The sequence below is a fragment of the Dyella sp. AD56 genome, from assembly GCF_002878475.1.
GTDB lineage: Bacteria > Pseudomonadota > Gammaproteobacteria > Xanthomonadales > Rhodanobacteraceae > Dyella.
This window is the reverse complement of sequence record NZ_NRDP01000033.1, coordinates 189,037-207,139: the sequence shown is the minus strand read 5'-3', so window position 1 is coordinate 207,139 and position 18,103 is coordinate 189,037. Positions and strand designations below refer to the sequence as shown.

The following is an 18,103-nucleotide window of genomic DNA, read 5'->3' as shown; positions in this document are numbered from 1 at the left end:
GATACGCATCCTGCCGTCACTACCCTAATCAATTCCTAAAAACCGTTCCCTAGCATGGTCGACAAGGAGCAGCGCGGATTGCGTTGTCCTTGCCTATCGATCCCGCGCGGCCACCACCATGCCGCCACAGAATCAGGAACGGACCATGCGCATCACTTACAAAGCCACGTGCTTTTTCTTCATCGGTGCCAGCGTTGCATTGGCCGGTTGCGCGTCGACGCAGCCCAAGCCTTATGCCGGTATCGATTCATCGAGCTATCTGCGCCCCAACGATCAGGCCCGGCGCGGCCACGAACCGTACGCCTACAGCACCAACGTGGACTGGAAGCACTACGACAGTTTCATCATGGATCCCGTTGCCATCTATCGCGGCTCGGACAATCAGTTCGACGCGAAGATCACTGAGCAGGACCGCCAGGAACTCGCCAGCTACATGCAGCAGCAGTTCCAAGACAAGCTGCGCCAGCGCTATGCGTTGGTCTCCACGCCAACCAGCGGCACATTGCGTATTCGCGCAACGCTCACCGGTGCCAAGGGAACGACGGCCTTCTTGTCCACATTCACGCGCATGGATGTTGGCGGTACGCCGATCAACGCTGTGCAGGCCATTCGCGGAAGGGAAGGCCTGATGACCGGCTCGGTGAGCTATGCCGTCGAAGTCTATGACGCCTCCACCGGTCGCCTTTTGAAGGCGTACGTCGACAAGCAGTATCCCAATGCGATGAACATGAAGGCGACCTTCGGGAAGCTGGGTGCCTCCCGGCGCGGCATCGACAAGGGTGCGGATGACCTGCTTGCGGGTCTCCAGTAAGTGATGTCATCCGGGCGAGGCGTCGATAGCCGGCCCCTGCCCATGATTCGTCCCCACGGCCATAGCCATGGCAAGCGCCGGTCCCCATGAAAGCTCTATCTAGCGTCGTTGTATGTACGCGTTGCGATGCGGTTTACCGACGCCCGGTACTAACGCACGGCCAAGTGGCACGATGCTGCGTGTGTGACGCGATCGTCTGGCGCTCGGTACATCCATCCGTCGACAAGTGGCTTGCGCTGACGCTGGCAACGGCCATCCTGTTCGTGCTCGCCAATACCTTTCCGGTGATCAGCATCGGAGTGCAGAACTTCCAGAGCGACGTGACTCTCTGGCAGGCAACGACCTCGCTGGCGCAAGGCATCTGGATACCTTTTGCGCTGCCAGCCACGGTCGTCGCCATCATTGCTCCCTTTCTGCAGATGGTCTTGCTTGGATGGATCCTGGTCTTTGCCTTGCACGGAAAGAGGGCGCCGGGATTTCGTCCACTCATGCGGTTTCTGCAAGTCGTCCAGCCTTGGAGCATGGCTGAGGTAGCGTTTCTCGGTGTGGTCATTGCGTGCATCAAGCTGTCCAGCATGGCCCAGGTGTCGCTGGGTGCAGGTAGCTGGACCATGCTCGGCTCGGTGTGTCTGGCAGCACTCGCCACCAAACGCGATGTGCGCTGGCTGTGGAACGTCACTGATGTGAAAGCGACGAACGTTTTGGCGGGTGCGTTGTGACCATGCGCATGACGCCGTGCGACCCGTACATGGCGGGCTTTTCCACTAACGGGAGCCTTGGTTGGGCGAGTGGATTGGCGCTGGATCATCCACGCTCTGTACGCAGACTGCGCTCACTCCTCATCGTCGCGCTTTTCGTTCTGGCCGAGACATCCCTCGGCTTTGGCACATGGCACGTCTTGCTTGCGATGGGCCGAGGCAGTGTCGTGGCCATGCGCAACATTCGGCAGGTCGCGTTGTCCCGCAGCATCAAGGATGCCATGCCGTGAATACGCAGCCACGAGCCGACCAGTTGGGCGTGATTGGATGCGATGTGTGCGGCCTCGTCCTCGCCTTTCCAAGCGATCAGCACGATGCGGTATGCCCGCGCTGTGGTACGTGTCTTCATCGCAGGCGGCGCCACAGCCTGGGAAGGGCGTGGTTGCTGCTGGTGGCAGCGGCGCTGCTTTACGTGCCGGCGAACCTCTTGCCGGTGATGAAGATCCATTTTCTCGGGCAGGTCGGGCAACCGCTGACCATTATCGGCGGCGTCCTCGACCTATGGCGCGACGGGGCTTATGACGTCGCATTCGTCGTGTTTGTCGCCAGCGTTGCCTTGCCATGTGCCAAGTTCATCGCACTGGCCGGCCTGTTGTTGTCCGTGCAGTGGCGAACCGGGTTTGCGCGCCCTGAGCGTGCAAGGCTTCACCGGTTTCTGGAGATCATTGGATATTGGTCGATGCTCGATGTCCTGGTCGTTGGCATCCTGGGTAGCCTGGTGCAGTTTCAGGCGCTGGGCGAGATCGAGCCGGGTGCGGGCATATTTCTCTTTGGTGGGTCCGTCATCCTGGCCATGTTCGCTGCGCACAGTTTTGACTCACGGCTTATCTGGGATGCAGCCGAAGCGTTGTCGACTCCGCCGTAGGGAAAAATAGCCAGCTTCCGCGAGAGCTCCGTCGCGAAAGGAGCATTAGCGAACGCAGGTGCGTGGCCTTGCGTCGAACGCTTAATCAGATCCTAAAACGGGTCGGTCATCCTCAATCCGTCGCCGCAGGGGCCTTCAGGGCTGCCTTCTGCATGCGCACCGCTCCCTCCCATGGCCGCTTGTGGCAGCCAAGAACCCACGGAAATCAGTAACGATGAAGAAGCTCATCCTGCTTGGTCTTACTTGCATGGTCCTGCTCAATGGATGCATCGCGGTTGATCGTCGCGACGATCACCGTGATCAACGGCGCGATCGTTACGACGAGTGTCGTCGTTATCACGATGCGCGGTATTGCGATGACGGGCGGCGGTGATTTCAATCACCCGCTTGTCTTCAGCCTTGGGCGCGCCATGCGCCCCACTGCTTGATGGCAACGCTGATCAGGCCCGGCGCTGGCGGGCTGAAAAAAAGTAATCGCGTGCGGCGACTTTCATAAGCGGATCATTTCCCCGCGCCATGCACAATCCAGCGATTGTGGATTGGGCATGGTGGAGAGTTTTTATGGTGGATGGTTCTCGTCGAGACGTCATCAAGCTGATGCTGGCAGGAGCGGCCGCTGCGCCGTTTTCCATGGGAGCGGCCATGGCCGCCCCACCAGCCACCCGGAAAGGTGCCCAGCAGCGCGCGGGTATCGAAGGGCAGCGAATGGCTGACCTGGGTGACGGCACCTATGTGAATCCGATCGTTGCCGGGGATCATCCCGATCCGACCATCCTCAAGGATGGCAGCGACTACTACATGACGTTTACGTCGTTCGATTCCTGCCCGGGCCTGGTGATCTGGCATTCCACCGATCTGGTGAACTGGGCGCCGGTCACTACGGCGCTGACCAAACCGTTGGGCACCGTATTCGCCGTCGATCTGTGCAAGCACAATGGGCGCTACTTCATCTACATTCCGGCCAGCGCTGGCGACCGCGGCTGGGCGTTGTATGTGATCTGGGCCGACCACATCGAAGGGCCGTGGAGCGATCCGGTCGACCTGCATATCGATGGATGCATCGACCCAGGGCACGTCGTGGGGGAGGACGGCAAGCGCTACCTGTTCGTCAACGGCATCCGCCGCGTGCGGCTCACTGACGATGGCCTTGCCGCGGATGGCAAGCTGGAGCCGGCCTATAGCCCATGGCGCTACCCCGACGACTGGATCGTGGAGGACTTCGCGCCGGAAGGTCCCAAGCTGCTGCGACATGGCGAATGGTTTTATCTGGTCACGGCCGTCGGTGGCACTGCGGGTCCGCCGACCAGTCATATGGTGATCGCGGCGCGTTCCCGCTCCATCCATGGTCCATGGGAGCATTGCCCGCGCAACCCGCTGGTGCGCACGACCAGCGCCGGCGAGCCATGGTGGTCGCGCGGGCACGCGACGCTGGTGGAAGGGCCGGCCGGCGATTGGTGGATGGTCTATCACGGCTACGAAAATGGATTCCGCACGCTGGGGCGCCAGACCTTGCTGGAGCCGATCGAGTGGACCGCCGATGGCTGGTTCCGGGCCATGGGCGGCGATCTATCCAGGCCGCTACCGAAGCCGAAAGGCGGCGTGAGCGGGCCGAACGGTTTTGCGTTGTCGGACGACTTCAGCCGTCGCAAGTTTGGCGTGCAGTGGAGCCTGTTCGATCCCAAGTCCGAGGAAATGAAGCGGGTGAGCTACGAAGCGAGCGGTCTGCGCCTGGCCGCCAAGGGCAACTCGCCGGTGGATTGTTCGCCGCTGACGTGCCAGCCAGGCGACCGCAGCTATGTGGCCGAGGTCACTCTCGATCTGGTGGGTGACGCCGAAGGCGGTCTGCTGCTGTTCTACAACCCCAAGGCCTTCGTCGGCATCGGCCTTTCGCGGCGCGAGCACGTGCTGAAGACCTTCGAGTACGCGGGGGAGCAATCCTGGATGCGTGTGCCGATGCAGGCATCCAGTCTGCGCATACGCGTGACCAACCAGGATCACGTTGTGACGTATCACTACTCGGTCGACAACGGAAAAACCTGGCAGCTACACGGCCTCCGCATGGAGGTTTCGGGAATCCACCACAACGTGTTTGGTGGATTCCTGAGCCTGAAAATTGGCGTTTACAGCGCGGGTGAGGGCAGTGTGGTGGTGCGGGATTTCACGTACCAAGCCATCGCTTGAAGGTGAACGAGCGACTCAGCGCTTGACGGTGGTGGCGTCAGGCGCTGAGGCGAGGTCGATCTCGTACACCGGGACCGCCATGCCATCGGGTTGCTGCACAGGTCTGATGGCCAGCCCCTGCGGCGTCTGCTGCCAGCGTACCGGGCGGGAAGTGCCAAGCAGGCGCACCGATCGCACGCGTTCACTTGACGCGATGTTCTTGATGACCGCCACGCCGCTCTCGGGCCAAGCCATTTCGATAGCGAAAAGCTTGCCCGGCTTCTGCGTGAAGCGGAAATCGGCGCTGGTATAGGTTGCCGCTCCCTTGTCTTCCGTGAACGAGCCCGAGCGCGGTACGGTGGGGCCTTCACCGTAGACGCGCCAAGGTTGAGTGTCGTAGATCGCCGCGCCGTTCACGGCGAACCACGCGCCGATCTCGTGCAGCACGGCCTGTTCCTGTGCGGTGATGCTGCCATCTGGCTTGGGGCCGACATCCAGCAGCAGGTTGCCATTCTTGCTGACCACGTCCGCGAGCAGGCGCACGATATCCACGGCCGGGCGGTACGTGTCGTGTTCCACGTAGCCCCACGAGCCGTTGCTGATGCTGGTGTCGGTCTGCCAGTGCTGCGGGCGGATGGCGCCGAGCTGGCCGCGTTCCACGTCCAGTGTGGCGCTGCCTTCCGGCAGGGCGTTGAGCTTGTAGTTGACCACCACGCCGCCGCGCGTGGCACCGGCGTTGTAGTAGTACGCAAGCCATTGCGCGAGCGCATTGCGGAAGGATGGATGACCCACCCACCAGTCGAGATAGATCAGATCGGGGTGGTAATAGGCTTCCAGTTCCGCCGTGCGCGCCATCCAGTCCTCGACCCAGGCCGGTGAAACGTAGGTCCAGTCCTGGGCCAGATCCTGGTCGCCGTTCAGTGAGATGTGTTGCTGGGCGGGACCGTAGAAGTCAGCGTAGGCGGGATCATTCACGTCCGAATCGATTTCCCGCCCGTGATCGAAGAACCAGGTATGTTCAGCGCGATGGGTGGACAACCCGAAGCGCAGACCTTCGTCCTTTACCGCGCGGCCGAGCGCCGCCATGACGTCGCGCTTGGGGCCCATCTGCACGGCGGTCCAGCGGGTGAGTTTGGAGTCATACATGGCGAAGCCGTCGGTGTGCTCCGCCACGCCCACGACATAGCGCGCACCGGCTTGCCTGAACAGCGTGGCCCAGGCCTTCGGATCCCAGTGTTCAGCACGAAATTGCGGAATGAAATCCTTCAGGCCCGCGTGCGCCAGGCTGCCGTACGTGGCCACCTGGTGCGCGTATTCGGCGCTGGTGCGGTCGTACATGTTGCGTGGATACCACTCGTTGGCGAAGGCCGGCACGGCATAGATGCCCCAGTGAACGAAAATGCCAAATTTGGCGTTGTCGAACCATGCCGGTTCCCGGTAATTTCGTAACGATGCCCAGTCGGGCCGGAACGGCCCCAACGCGGCACCTTCCTCCACCTTGGCCACCAGCGCGGCCCGTGCCGGCGCATAGCCTTCCGTGGCTTTTCGCCAGATCAGGTCGGCCTGTTGCGGCGTGATGGTTCCCGCTGTTGGCGCGGAGGCAAAGGATGCTTGCGGCATGCTTGCGCACAGCAGGATGAAGGCGGCCAGGCAACGCCGGGCTGGGTTGGTGCGACGGTTCATCTGCAGTTCCGTGGCTGTCGATGGCACGGAAAATTAGCAGGGGAGTACCGGTTTCAGTGCCCGATGTGGCAACCGCAAACGAAGAAACGTTACTCGCGCCCATCAATTTCGTAATTGTGTGGCGCGTGGGCGCAATCCAGCATGCGCCACCACCAAGCAGGACGTGAAGTTGCCAGGGGCGGTGAGCCAGCCTGACGCAACCACCGGGTCGTGGGGGCCTGGGGATACACAGCCTGCGGTTTCGGCCGATGGCCAATAACAAGACGGGGAGAGCTTTTGACCATGATCCAGACTGTGCACGGGAAAATCGCCTGTACGGCCCAGCATTCCTTGCCATTGGCGCGTCTTTCCGCCGCCGTGGCCATTGGCATGGCGCTGCTCTACGCGCCGCTGAACGCACACGCCCAGCAGGCAGCCACCACCCAGGACCAGACGCAGAGCCAGGCCGGGGATCAAACCAAACCTGTCGATGCGAAAGACAAGAAAAAAGCAGAAGACGCCAAAGCCAAGGACGCCAAGAATCTCGATGGCGTCACCGTGACCGGCATCCGCGCCAGCCTGGAGTCGGCGCAATCGCTGAAGCAGAACGCGGACCAGATCATGGACTCGGTCACCGCGGTCGACATCAATGCCCTGCCGGATCGCAGCGTCACCGAGACTCTGCAACGCATCAGCGGCGTCACCATTGACCACTTTCTCTCGGCCAATGATCCGGATCATCCCTCGGCCGAAGGCAGCAACGTGTCCATCCGTGGCCTTACGCAGGTGGAGTCGCTGCTAAATGGCCGCGACACCTTTTCCGCCAACAGCGGCCGCTCGCTGAACTTCGAGGACGTGCCGGCCGAACTGATGGCCGGCGTGGACGTGTACAAGAACCCCTCGGCGGAACTGATCGAGGGCGGCATCGGCGGCACGGTCAACCTGCGTACTCGCCTACCATTCGATGCGCCAGGGCAAGTGATCGGTTTCTCCTATGGCATCAACGAAGGCGACCTGTCGCAGAAGAGCAAGCCATCCACGTCCTTCCTCTACAGCAACCGCTGGAAGACGGAGAACTGGGGTGAGTTCGGCGCGTTGATCGATGTCTCCTACTCGGAGCTGGCTACCCGCACCGACGGCATCCAGCTTGAGCCGTACACCATGCGTTCCGATGCAGCGGCGACCGCCGGCAGCGGCCTGAGCACGGTCTACGTGCCCGGAGGCGCCGATTGGCGCACGCTGGATTTCCAGCGTCGCCGCATCGGTATTTCCGGCGCCTTGCAGTGGCGTCCGACCAAGGATCTGGAAATCACTTCCCAGTTCATCCGCTCGCGTTACGACATGTCCTGGCTGGAGCACGGCGCGATCTTCAGTGACACCAGCTTCGATATCGATCCGGCTAGTGGCACCACGTTCGACTACAACGGCCAGGGCGTGTTCCAGCGTGGCTCGCTAAGCTCCAACGCCTGGAGCAATAACCTGAGCAACGGTGGCGTGCGTTTTGATACGGACACGCGCTATCAGACGCAGACCACCGTCACCACCGATTTTTCGAACGGCTTCAAGTACAACATCAACGACCACATGTTGTTGAGCGGTGACGTCCAGTTCGTGAAGTCCACCAGCGACGAGCTGGATTTCACGGTGTTTCAGGCGACCTACCTGCCGGGCATGTACCTCAACACCACCGGCAGCGGTGGCATGCCGCTGGTGTCGGCCAGCCCGGCCGGCTACACCACCAATCCCGCGAACTATTTCTGGTCCGCGGCGATGGATCACCGCGAGGACGAGGTGGGCATGAGTCGCGCCTACCGTATGGATCTGGAATACAACTTTGAAGACAGCAGTTGGCTGAAGTACTTCAAGGTGGGTCTGCGCGCCACCGACCGCAGCGAGAACAACACCAGCACGCCCTACAACTGGGGCGTGATTACCGATAGCTGGGCACCGGTGAACACGCCAAGCACGGTAGCCAGCGTCAACTATTACCCGGCGAACGCATCGCTGTACTCGTTCTCGAACTTTTTCCGCGGCAACGTGAAGATTCCGACCCCGCTGTACTTCCCCGGCAGTTCGTTGGTGGAGAACTACGGCTCGGCCTACGGCATCTTGCATCCGATGGGCGTGTCATATGGCTGGAGCCCGGTGCAGATCACGCCGGCTGATCTCAATGATCAGGGCGAGAAGACCAAGGCCGCTTACGGCGTGTTGTACTTCGGCAACGAGACGGCGCTTGGCATCCCGTTCGACGGCAATATCGGCCTGCGTCTGGTGCGTACCGACGTGGATACCAGTGGCGTGGTGCAGCTTCTCAACCTCAGCGGCACAGGCGTACCCGATGCCGAGAAGGCGATTTGGAACGGTGGCTACCAGCCGCTTACTGCACGCACCCATTACCAGGATGCGCTGCCCAGCCTCAATCTGCGCTTCAAGCTGACCGACGATCTGCAGTGGCGTATCGCAGCATCCAAGGCGATCTCGCGGCCGAATTTCGCCGATATGCAGTCGTTCGTGCAGTTGGGCTATGTGCTGAACGCAAACAACAACCAGGTGACGCAGTGGAACGGCCTGGCCGGCAACCCGTACCTCAAGCCACAGCGCGCCACCCAGTTCGACACCGCGCTGGAATGGTATTTCTCGCCCACTGGCCTGCTGTACACCACGGCCTTCTACAAAGATATCCACGACTACATCGCGCAGGAAACCGCCCCGGAGACCTATCAGGGTCAGCAGTTCGAAGTCACTCGCCCGTACAACATCGGCACCGGCAAGGTGCGCGGCGCAGAAGTGGGCTACAACCAGTTCTTCGACTTCCTGCCGGGCTGGATGAGGGGCTTCGGCGTACAGGCCAACTTCACCTACGTGGACAGCGATGGTGGCGTCAACAGCGCGACCAATCCGTACACCAACGCCACCGTGACCGGCGTGGATCTGCCGATGACCGGCATCTCCAAGCGCAGCTACAACTTTGTGGCCATGTACGAGAAGGGTGACTGGTCGGCACGTCTGGCATGGAACTGGCGCTCGCGCTATCTGCTGACCACCAGTGATGCATCCACGCATCTGCCGACGTGGTCCGATAACTACGGCCAGTTGGACGCCTCCGTGTTCTATCGCCTCAACAAGAACATGCAGGTCGGCCTGCAGATGAACAACCTCAACAACGCTGTCGTACGCACTCTGATGGGACCGACCAGCTATGGCGACGGCGTGGTGGATTACCGCTTGTACAACCGCGGCTGGTTCGTCGCCGATCGGCGCTACGAGCTCGTGTTCCGCGCCACCTTCTGATCATGGCGAAGAACAGCGGGGGAATGGCAAGCAGCCGGATTCACCGGCTGTCGTTGGGGAAGACGCTGCTTGCGGTGCTGGCGCTGTGCGCCTGCACCGCAACGCGCGCCAGCGATGACGAACTGGCCTACCGCTACGCCAGCGTGCGCATCGGTGGTGGAGGCTACGTAAGCGGGCTGGTATTTCACCCGGCCGAACGCGGCCTGTACTACGCGCGTACCGACGTAGGCGGCGCCTATCGCTGGGATCAGGCCAGCGGGCAGTGGGTGTCGCTCACCGACTGGATCGAGGCGAAAGACACCAATCTGCTCGGCATCGATAGCTTGGCGCTCGACCCTTCCGACAAGGAATGGGTCTACCTCGCCGCCGGCACCTACACCACGCCGACCACAGGCAACGCCGCCGTCCTGCGCTCGCACGACCGCGGTGCCCATTTCGAACGCGCTGATTTGCCGTTCAAGCTTGGCGGCAACGAACTGGGTCGCGGCAATGGTGAGCGCCTTGCGGTCGATCCGCACGATGGCCGAGTACTGTTCCTTGGTTCGCGTGATGCGGGACTCTGGCGCAGCGACGACCACGGCGCGCACTGGTCGAAGGCCGATAGTTTTCCCGCCGTCGCTACGTCGCCCGCTGCGACCGCGACGAACAGCTGGCGCCCGCAATCCATCGGCATCGTGTTCGTGGTGTTCGAGCCTGCCAGCGGCAAGCTCGGTGCACCGACGCCGGTGCTGTATGCCGGCGTTTCCACGCGTGAAACGAGCTTGTTTCGCTCCACCGATGGCGGCCGCAGTTGGAGTGCCATTCCGGGGCAGCCCACGGGCTTGCGACCAAGTCACATGCACCGCGCCAGTGATGGCAGCTATGTGCTGAGCTACGGCGATGAACCCGGCCCGGACACCATGAGTGACGGCGCGGTATGGCGCTGGCAGCCCTCGGGCAATCACTGGACGAATATCACGCCGGTATCGAGCAAGAGCACGCCATCAGGATTCGGCTGGGGCGACGTTGCGGTGGACCCGTCCAACCCTAAGGTGCTGATCGCGAGCACGCATCATCGCTATGAACCGCATGACGTGCTTTTCCGCAGCACCGACGGGGGCAAACACTGGAGCGAGATTTTCGCGCACTCGTCGTTCGATCACACCGCGGCGCTTTGGACCAGCGCGCTTACGCCGCATTGGATGACCACGGTAGCGATCGATCCCTTCGACGCTGATCACGTGATGTTCGTTACCGGCTATGGCGTCTGGGCCTCGCGAGACATGCGCGGGTTCGACAAGGGCGGCACCGTGCACTGGTGGTTCCAGGATCGTGGCCTGGAAGAAGTTGTGCCACTGAGTGTGATCAGTCCTCCCCAGGGCGCGCACTTGCTCAGCGCCGTGGGCGATCTGGACGGTTTCCGCCACGACGATCTCAACGTGGCACCACTCCAGTTCACGCCACCACCGCGCTATGCCAATGGCGAAAGCATTGACTATGCCGAGCAGCGACCCTCACTGATCGTACGCAGTGGACGCCTGCGTCAGCCCTTTGGGTCCGCCGTGCGTGCTGCGTGGTCCGAGGATGGCGGCGAGCATTGGCAGGCCTTTGCCAGCGAACCGCCAGAAGGGGAGGGTGCGGGAAGCATCGCCGTGGCCGCCGATGGTGTTGCTGTCGTGTGGGCACCGAGCAATGCCCGGCACGTCTATCTCACGCGTGATCGTGGCCAGCACTGGCAGGTGGCGCAAGGACTGGGCGAACGCCTGCGCGTGCTTGCCGACCGGATCGATGCACGGCGGTTCTACGCCTTCTCGCCAAAGACTGGCGCTTTGTTCGCCAGCAATGACGACGGTGTGACCTTCATGCCGATCCCAGGTGAATTCGGCGATGCCGCACGCGGCCATGGCGAGGTGCAACTGGAAGCGTCGCCAGCCAAGGCCGGCATGCTGTGGCTTGCTGCACCCGATTTGCCTTTGCTGCGTGGCGACGCGCAGGGACATCTGCTGAAGCGCCTTCCCGGCATCACGGGTGTCGATGCATTCGGCTTCGGCAAGCCAGCCAGTGGCGGCGGCGAACCTACCTTGTTCGTCGCAGGGCGGCGCGATGGGCAGCAGGGCATTTTCCGCTCCATCGATGGTGGCCAGCGTTGGCAGCGTGTCGACGATGACGCGCATCGTTACGGGCACATCGGCCTGCTTATCGGCGATCCGCGCGTGTTTGGACGTTTCTATGCCGCGACCAGTGGGCGCGGCCTGATCTATGGCGAACCGGTGGAGTCCACCCCTTGAAACACATTCATGTCGGCGCCTCACTGGCGCTACTCCTGTCGCTTCCCGTGGCGGCTCAGGCAAAGCTCGAGCTGCCATTGATGTTTTCGCAAGGCGCCGTACTCCAGCGCGACATGCCCATGCACGTATGGGGATGGTCCACGCCCGGCGCGCAAGTCACCGTAGGCTTCGATGGCGCCCATGCCACGGCGAAGGCGGATGCCAAGGGGCGCTGGGATGCAACGCTGCCCAAGCACGCTGCGGGCGGCCCGTACGCGATGGACATCGACGACGGCAGCGAGCATCGCGTGTTGCGCGACATGCTGGTGGGTGATGTCTGGCTGTGTTCCGGACAGTCGAACATGGAGTTCACCATGGCCGACGTGCGCGATGCCGCCGCCGAACAGGCGAGGGCGAACGATCCGGCCATCCGCCATTTCAAGATTCCGCACAGTTGGTCGCTGCAGCCGCAGGATCGCCTGGAAGGTGGCACCTGGGTGGCTGCCAGTCCATCTACGGTGAGTGAGTTCTCTGCCGTCTGCTGGTTCTTCGCGCGTGACATGAAGGCCCGCACCGGCGTACCGCAAGGGCTGATCAACAGCAGTTGGAGCGGCAGCAGCGTGGAAGCGTGGACTGACGCGCACACGGGCAACGTGGACGTGCAGGCACTGGCTGCCACGATCAAGAAGGACGATGCCGTCGAAGAAGCCAAGCTCGATCAGACACGTCAGCGCCTGGCGCGTTGGCCCGCGCAGCAGGGAGATGCACTGGACGCGGTTGGCAAGCCAGCATGGGCTGCGGAAAAGCTCGACATATCCGCCTGGGCGGATATTGCCGTGCCCGCCTACTGGGAAACCGTCGGCTACGACGACATGGATGGCGTGGCCTGGTATCGCACCGAGTTCACGTTGAGCGCGGCGGAAGCGGCGCAGGGCGTGACGCTGGGCCTGGGCGCGGTCGATGACTCTGACCGCAGCTACGTCAACGGTCAGTTGATCGGCGAAACCGAGAAGCAATGGAACAAGCCGCGCGTCTACAAGGTGCCGGCCAGTGCGTTGCATGTCGGCAGCAACAGCATTGCCGTACGCGTGGACGATCTTGGCAACAACGGCGGCATCCATGGCGATGCTGCTGCGCTCTACGTGCAGACGGCGAATGGCGCACGCCGACCGCTCGCTGGCACCTGGCATTTCCACACAGCCAACGTGACCCTGGTGGGCACGCCGACTCGCCACCTGACGCCTACGCTGCTGTACAACGGCATGATCCAGCCGCTGCTGGGTTATCCCATGCGCGGCGTGGTGTGGTACCAGGGCGAGTCCAATGCATCGGCGCCGCACGCCATGGCCTATCGCAAGCAGTTCGGTGCGATGATCCAGGCATGGCGCACGGCGTGGAAGCAGCCGGAGCTGCCGTTCTTCTGGGTACAACTGGCGAATTTCAAGAGCGGCAGCGACACGCCAGACCAAAGCCCGTGGGCGGAACTGCGTGAATCACAGTCCGCGGTGCTGTCGTTGCCGCACACCGGCCAGGCCGTCACCATCGATGTCGGCAACCCCGACGATATTCATCCCACCGATAAGCAGGATGTGGGACACCGACTTGCGCTTGCCGCGCGCCGCGTGGTGCTTGGCGACCACATCGTGGCCTCCGGTCCCGTGTATCGCCAATGGCATGTCGACGGTGCGAAGGCGGTGGTGTCGTTCAATACCGATGGCGCGCCGCTCGCCGTGCGTGGTGGCGGCGATGTCGTGGGTGGCTTCGAGGTTGCCGGTGCCGATGGCCGCTACCAATCTGCGCAGGCACGCATCGATGGCGGGAACGTCGTGGTGTCCAGCGCAGCGGTACCGCAGCCAGCCGCTGTGCGCTATGGCTGGAGCGACAATCCCGTCGACGCCAACCTGACCAATGGCGACGGCTTGCCCGCATCGCCGTTCCGCACCACGCCATCACCGTAAGGACCCTTATGCGCGCGACGCTCTCACGCCGTATCGCCTTGGTGTTGTCTACCGCCCTGATGACCTTGGGTGCACAGGCCGGTGAACTGCCGCGCATCGTCCAGCAGGATGGCCATCACGCGCTCATGGTGGATGGCAAGCCGTATCTGATACTCGGCGCGCAGGTGAACAACTCCAGCGCATGGCCCGACATGCTGCCGGAGGTCTGGCCGGCGATTGAACGCATGCACGCCAATACGGTGGGCGTGCCGATCGCCTGGGAGCAGATTGAACCGAAGGAAGGACAGTTCGATTTCAGTTTCCTCGATACGCTACTCACGCAAGCGCGCGACCACCATGTGCGCTTGGTGCTCGTGTGGTTCGCCACATGGAAGAACAACGGGCCCAGCTATGCGCCGTCGTGGGTGAAGCTGGACAACCAGCGCTTTCCGCGTTTGGTGTCGCGTTCGGGCAAGCTGCTTAATTCACTTTCGCCGCATGCCACCGCCACCATCGAGGCGGATCGCAAGGCGTTCGTGCAATTGATGACGCACCTGCGTGCGGCCGACGGCGACAAGCACACCGTGATCATGGTGCAGGTAGAAAACGAGTCAGGCACCTACAACACCGACCGTGACCATTCGCCTGAGGCCAACAAGCTGTTTGCCGGCGCCGTTCCCGGCGCCTTGCTGCATGCCGTCGGCAAGCCGGCCGGCAACTGGAGCCAGGTGTTCGGCAAGGACGCGGCGGAGTTTTTCCACGCGTGGTCGATCGCGCGCTTTATCGACCAGGTCGCCACGGCAGGCAAGGCCGCCTACAACCTGCCGATGTACGCCAATGCCGCGTTGCGCGATCCCTTCCACCCTGGGGAACCGGGTAGCTACGAGACGGGCGGCCCCACCGACAACGTGTTGGATATCTGGAAGGCTGGCGCGCCGTCGCTCGATCTGCTGGCGCCCGACATCTACCTGCCCGACTACGCGCGCTACATCGCCGTGCTCGACCGCTACGCGCGCAAGGACAATCCGCTGTTCGTCGCCGAAACCGGCAATGCCCACGCTTACGCGCGCTATGTCTATGCGACGCTTGGTCATGGCGGTATCGGTTTCTCGCCGTTTGGTATGGATTTCACCAAGTACAGCAACTACCCACTGGGCGCACGCCAGCTCGATGAAGCCGCGGTGGACGCGTTTGGCGTCAACTACAGCGCGCTGGCGCCGATGGGCAGCGAGATCGCTGCTGCTGGATTGGCCGGCAAGTTGTGGGGCGCGGCGGAACCCACGGATACGCACGCGCAGACGCTCGATCTCGGTGACTGGAAAGTTCAGCTCGGTTACGGGCAACTGCAGTTCGGCGTGGATCCTCCCAAGGGCAATGCCGATACCGATGGCGGCGCCATCGTGGCGCAGCTTGGCGAGAACGAATACCTCGTCACCGGGCACAACGTGCGCGTGAGCTTTCAACCGGGACGGCGAGGCAAGGACGGCCGCTTCCTGCTCGACCGCGTCGAGGAAGGCCATTACGAGAATGGCAAATGGATCTTTCGACGGCTGTGGAACGGCGACCAGACCGATTACGGCCTGAATTTCACCAGCGTGCCGCAGGTACTGCGCGTCAGGCTGGCTACCTACTGAGGATGTTCATGCGCAAGACCATGCTTGCCCTGGCGCTATGTGCGCTGGGGATGTCCACTGCTGCAACCTGCGGCGATGCCGTGCCCGCCGCCGATACCGCCGCTGTGGAACAGCGCGTCGAGAGCCTGCTCGGCAAGCTCACCGTTGAACAGAAAGTTGTCTTGCTCGGTGGCGTCGATAACTTCTACACCCGTGACGTGCCGGCTATTGGCCTGCCGCGCCTGGCCATGTCCGATGGCCCGATCGGCGTGCGCGCACCCGGGCCTTCCACCGCCTACGCCGCCGGCATTGCCCTGGCGGCGAGCTGGAATCCGGCACTGGCCGAGCGTGTGGGCACGGCGATGGGGCGCGATGCGCGTGCGCGTGGCGTGAGCTTCTTGCTGGGCCCGGGCGTCAACATGTATCGCGCGCCGCAGAACGGTCGCAACATGGAGTACTACGGCGAAGATCCGCTACTCGCCGGCAAGATCGCCGTAGGCTTGATCCACGGTGTGCAGGGGCAGGGCGTGGTCGCCACCGTCAAGCACTTTGCCGCCAACAATTCCGAGTACGACCGCCGGCACCTGGATAGCCTGATCGACGAACGCACGCTGCGGGAGATCTACCTGCCAGCCTTCGAGATGGCCGTGAAGGAAGGCCATGTCGGCGCGGTGATGAGCAGCTACAACCTGGTCAATGGCGAGTATCTGGCGGAGAACCGCCGCATCGCTCACGACATCCCCAAACAGGAATGGGGCTTCAACGGCCTGTACATGTCCGACTGGGAAGCCGCGCACGACGGCGTGAAAGCATTCAAGGCTGGGCTCGATCTTGAGATGCCGGCGCCGGATGCGATGAAGCCGGCGCTGATCGAGAACGGTCTGCGCGATGGCTCCCTGTCCACTGCCGATCTCGACGACAAAACGCGCCGCCTGTTGCGCACCGCTGTGCGTTTCGGTTTCCTTGATCGTCCGTTGCGCGACTATGCCATTCCCCTGATGGACCCCGCGTCGGCGCATGCCGCACTCGATGCCGCGCGCGAATCGCTGGTGCTGCTGAAGAACGTCTCGCAGACCTTGCCGCTGGATGCCTTGCACATGACATCGGTCGCGGTGATCGGGCCGATGGCGTATCCGGGCGCGGCTAGTGCCGGCGGTAGCTCGCACATCGATGCGTTTCGCACGCAAAGCATTCTCTCGGGCATCAGTGATCGCGTGGGCGACAAGGTGAACGTGCTCTACAGCCGTGGCCTGCCCAGTACGGCAGACGTGTTCGCGAAGGAAGTATTCGTGACCACGGATGGCAAGACCGGCCTGCTTCGCGAAACGTTCGGCAATGCGGACTTCACCGGAAAGCCGGTCGAGCGCATGGTCAACACCAAGGTGGACCAATGGAAGCCCGAGCTGTGGACCACGCCCGCGACGGAGCGCCAGAGCATTCGCTGGTCCGGTCGCTTCGTGCCTGATCGCAGTGGCAAGTTTCTGTTCCTCACTGCCGCGGCAAGCAAGGACAGCTACACGCTGTACGTCGACGGCAAGCCCGTGATTCAGCAGCCGGTGTTTGAAGGCCAGGCGCCACACTACGTTGTGTTGCCGATGACGGCGGGCAAGGCTGTGGACATCCGCCTCGACTATCGCCCCGACGTGAGCTACAGCCGCATGAGCCTGGGCGCCATCGCCGTGGATGCGATGATCCCCGAGGAAACCCGCAAGATGGCCGCCATGGCCGATGCCGCCGTGGTCGCCGTGGGTTTCGATGGCACCTCCGAAAGCGAGGCCTTTGATCGCAGCTTCCAGTTGCCCTGGGGGCAGGAGGCGCTGATCGAGGCCGTGGCCGCCGTCAACAAGCACACCGTCGTCACTGTGACCTCCGGCGGCGGTTACGCCACCGACGGTTGGCTCGACCACGTGCCTGCGCTGCTGCAGAACTGGTACCCGGGCCAGGAGGGCGGGCAGGCGATTGCGGAAGTGCTGTTCGGTGATCGCTCGCCGGAAGGCAAGCTGCCGATCAGCTTCGAGCGCCACTGGCAGGACAATCCGACCCACGATTTCTACGACGCGCATCCTGCTGCCGACGGCCACCCCACAGTGCGCTACGGCGAAGGTGTGTTCCTCGGCTATCGCTGGTACACCAGCCATCCGCGCGACGCGCAGCCGTTGTTCGCATTCGGTCACGGCTTGTCGTACACGAGCTTCGCCTTCAGCAAGCTCGCGCTTTCCGGCGTGGCGGCGAATGGTGATGTCACGGTGTCGTTCGACGTGCGCAACACGGGCGCGCGCGAGGGTGCCGAGGTGGCGCAGGTGTATGTGGGCGATCCGTCGGCCCGCGTGGCGCGCCCGCAGAAGGAACTCAAGGCGTTTCGCAAAGTGCGGCTGGCACCCGGGCAGACAGAGCATGTCAGCCTGACGCTGGATCGGCGCGCGTTCGCCTGGTACGACGCCGACAAGCATGACTGGCGTGTGGACCCGGGTCGTTTCGTCGTCTACGTGGGCGATGCTTCCGACCAGACACCGCTGAGCGCGGACTTTACGATGGGTAAGCAGCCATGATGCCTTCTTCGTCGAGGCTGCATCGGTAGTCATCAGAAAGAGCCACCGGGTCGACACGCATCTCGGTGGCGTTTAGGAGCCTGTTTACGATCTTCTGGGGACATCGAAAAAGGCGACGTCTCTTGCTCGTCATTCCGGCGTAGGCCGGAATCCAGTGGCCTCTGTATCCGGTTTTCGCGAAATGGTTTCTAGAACATAGCCGACTATCGCG

General features: G+C 62.7%; 11 protein-coding genes. 10 read left to right on the top strand and 1 reads right to left on the bottom strand.

Annotated elements, in window-relative coordinates:
* Positions 1-145: 145 nt before the first annotated feature.
* The 5 genes from DyAD56_RS20900 (at position 146) to DyAD56_RS20880 (ending at position 4,615) form a co-directional block, all read left to right on the top strand.
* A complete protein-coding gene (locus tag DyAD56_RS20900; protein ID WP_102304748.1) occupies positions 146-811 on the top strand; it encodes a DUF3313 domain-containing protein in 666 nt (221 codons plus the stop codon).
* 179 nt (positions 812-990) lie between these two features.
* Complete coding sequence (locus tag DyAD56_RS20895) at positions 991-1,530, top strand: paraquat-inducible protein A (protein WP_158241416.1); 540 nt, start codon at positions 991-993, stop codon at positions 1,528-1,530.
* Positions 1,531-1,795: 265 nt separating this feature from the next.
* The gene (locus tag DyAD56_RS20885) at positions 1,796-2,434 is read left to right on the top strand and encodes a paraquat-inducible protein A (RefSeq protein WP_102304745.1); all 639 of its coding nucleotides are present in this window, start codon (positions 1,796-1,798) and stop codon (positions 2,432-2,434) included.
* Between the two features lie 260 nt (positions 2,435-2,694).
* Positions 2,695-2,862 carry a hypothetical protein gene (locus DyAD56_RS24000; protein ID WP_158241415.1) on the top strand — a complete coding sequence of 56 codons (168 nt, stop codon included), beginning with the start codon at positions 2,695-2,697 and terminating at the stop codon, positions 2,860-2,862.
* A gap of 133 nt (positions 2,863-2,995) precedes the next feature.
* Positions 2,996-4,615 (top strand): family 43 glycosylhydrolase, encoded by a 1,620-nt coding sequence (locus DyAD56_RS20880; RefSeq protein ID WP_102304744.1) that lies wholly within the window; start codon positions 2,996-2,998, stop codon positions 4,613-4,615.
* 15 nt (positions 4,616-4,630) lie between these two features.
* Here DyAD56_RS20880 and DyAD56_RS20875 read toward each other — a convergent pair whose 3' ends face one another.
* Complete coding sequence (locus DyAD56_RS20875; protein WP_233202782.1) at positions 4,631-6,277, bottom strand: alpha-L-fucosidase; 1,647 nt, start codon at positions 6,275-6,277, stop codon at positions 4,631-4,633.
* A gap of 282 nt (positions 6,278-6,559) precedes the next feature.
* On the opposite strand from DyAD56_RS20875, the gene DyAD56_RS20870 reads away from it, so the two are divergent.
* The 5 genes from DyAD56_RS20870 to DyAD56_RS20850 all read left to right on the top strand — a co-directional run bounded on the left by DyAD56_RS20870 (position 6,560) and on the right by DyAD56_RS20850 (position 17,892).
* Positions 6,560-9,547: a TonB-dependent receptor gene (locus tag DyAD56_RS20870; protein ID WP_233202781.1), complete on the top strand. Its 2,988-nt coding sequence runs from the start codon at positions 6,560-6,562 to the stop codon at positions 9,545-9,547.
* Positions 9,548-9,570: 23 nt separating this feature from the next.
* On the top strand, positions 9,571-11,814 hold the full coding sequence (locus DyAD56_RS20865) for a cellulase (RefSeq protein WP_233202780.1): 2,244 nt from the start codon (positions 9,571-9,573) through the stop codon (positions 11,812-11,814).
* A gap of 80 nt (positions 11,815-11,894) precedes the next feature.
* Complete coding sequence (locus tag DyAD56_RS20860) at positions 11,895-13,751, top strand: sialate O-acetylesterase (protein ID WP_102304790.1); 1,857 nt, start codon at positions 11,895-11,897, stop codon at positions 13,749-13,751.
* A gap of 59 nt (positions 13,752-13,810) precedes the next feature.
* Positions 13,811-15,364 (top strand): DUF5597 domain-containing protein, encoded by a 1,554-nt coding sequence (locus tag DyAD56_RS20855; RefSeq protein ID WP_233202791.1) that lies wholly within the window; start codon positions 13,811-13,813, stop codon positions 15,362-15,364.
* 8 nt (positions 15,365-15,372) lie between these two features.
* Complete coding sequence (locus DyAD56_RS20850; protein ID WP_102304789.1) at positions 15,373-17,892, top strand: glycoside hydrolase family 3 C-terminal domain-containing protein; 2,520 nt, start codon at positions 15,373-15,375, stop codon at positions 17,890-17,892.
* The last annotated feature ends 211 nt before the right edge of the window (positions 17,893-18,103 follow it).

Excerpts from the sequence above, each read along its gene's own strand:
- DyAD56_RS20900 (WP_102304748.1), top strand. The coding sequence starts at position 146 with ATGCGCATCACTTACAAAGCCACGTGCTTTTTCTTCATCGGTGCCAGC.
- DyAD56_RS24000 (WP_158241415.1), top strand. The coding sequence starts at position 2,695 with ATGGATGCATCGCGGTTGATCGTCGCGACGATCACCGTGATCAACGGC.
- DyAD56_RS20880 (WP_102304744.1), top strand. The coding sequence starts at position 2,996 with ATGGTGGATGGTTCTCGTCGAGACGTCATCAAGCTGATGCTGGCAGGA.
- DyAD56_RS20875 (WP_233202782.1), bottom strand. The coding sequence starts at position 6,277 with ATGAACCGTCGCACCAACCCAGCCCGGCGTTGCCTGGCCGCCTTCATC.
- DyAD56_RS20870 (WP_233202781.1), top strand. The coding sequence starts at position 6,560 with ATGATCCAGACTGTGCACGGGAAAATCGCCTGTACGGCCCAGCATTCC.
- DyAD56_RS20865 (WP_233202780.1), top strand. The coding sequence starts at position 9,571 with ATGGCAAGCAGCCGGATTCACCGGCTGTCGTTGGGGAAGACGCTGCTT.
- DyAD56_RS20860 (WP_102304790.1), top strand. The coding sequence starts at position 11,895 with ATGTTTTCGCAAGGCGCCGTACTCCAGCGCGACATGCCCATGCACGTA.
- DyAD56_RS20855 (WP_233202791.1), top strand. The coding sequence starts at position 13,811 with ATGACCTTGGGTGCACAGGCCGGTGAACTGCCGCGCATCGTCCAGCAG.
- DyAD56_RS20850 (WP_102304789.1), top strand. The coding sequence starts at position 15,373 with ATGCGCAAGACCATGCTTGCCCTGGCGCTATGTGCGCTGGGGATGTCC.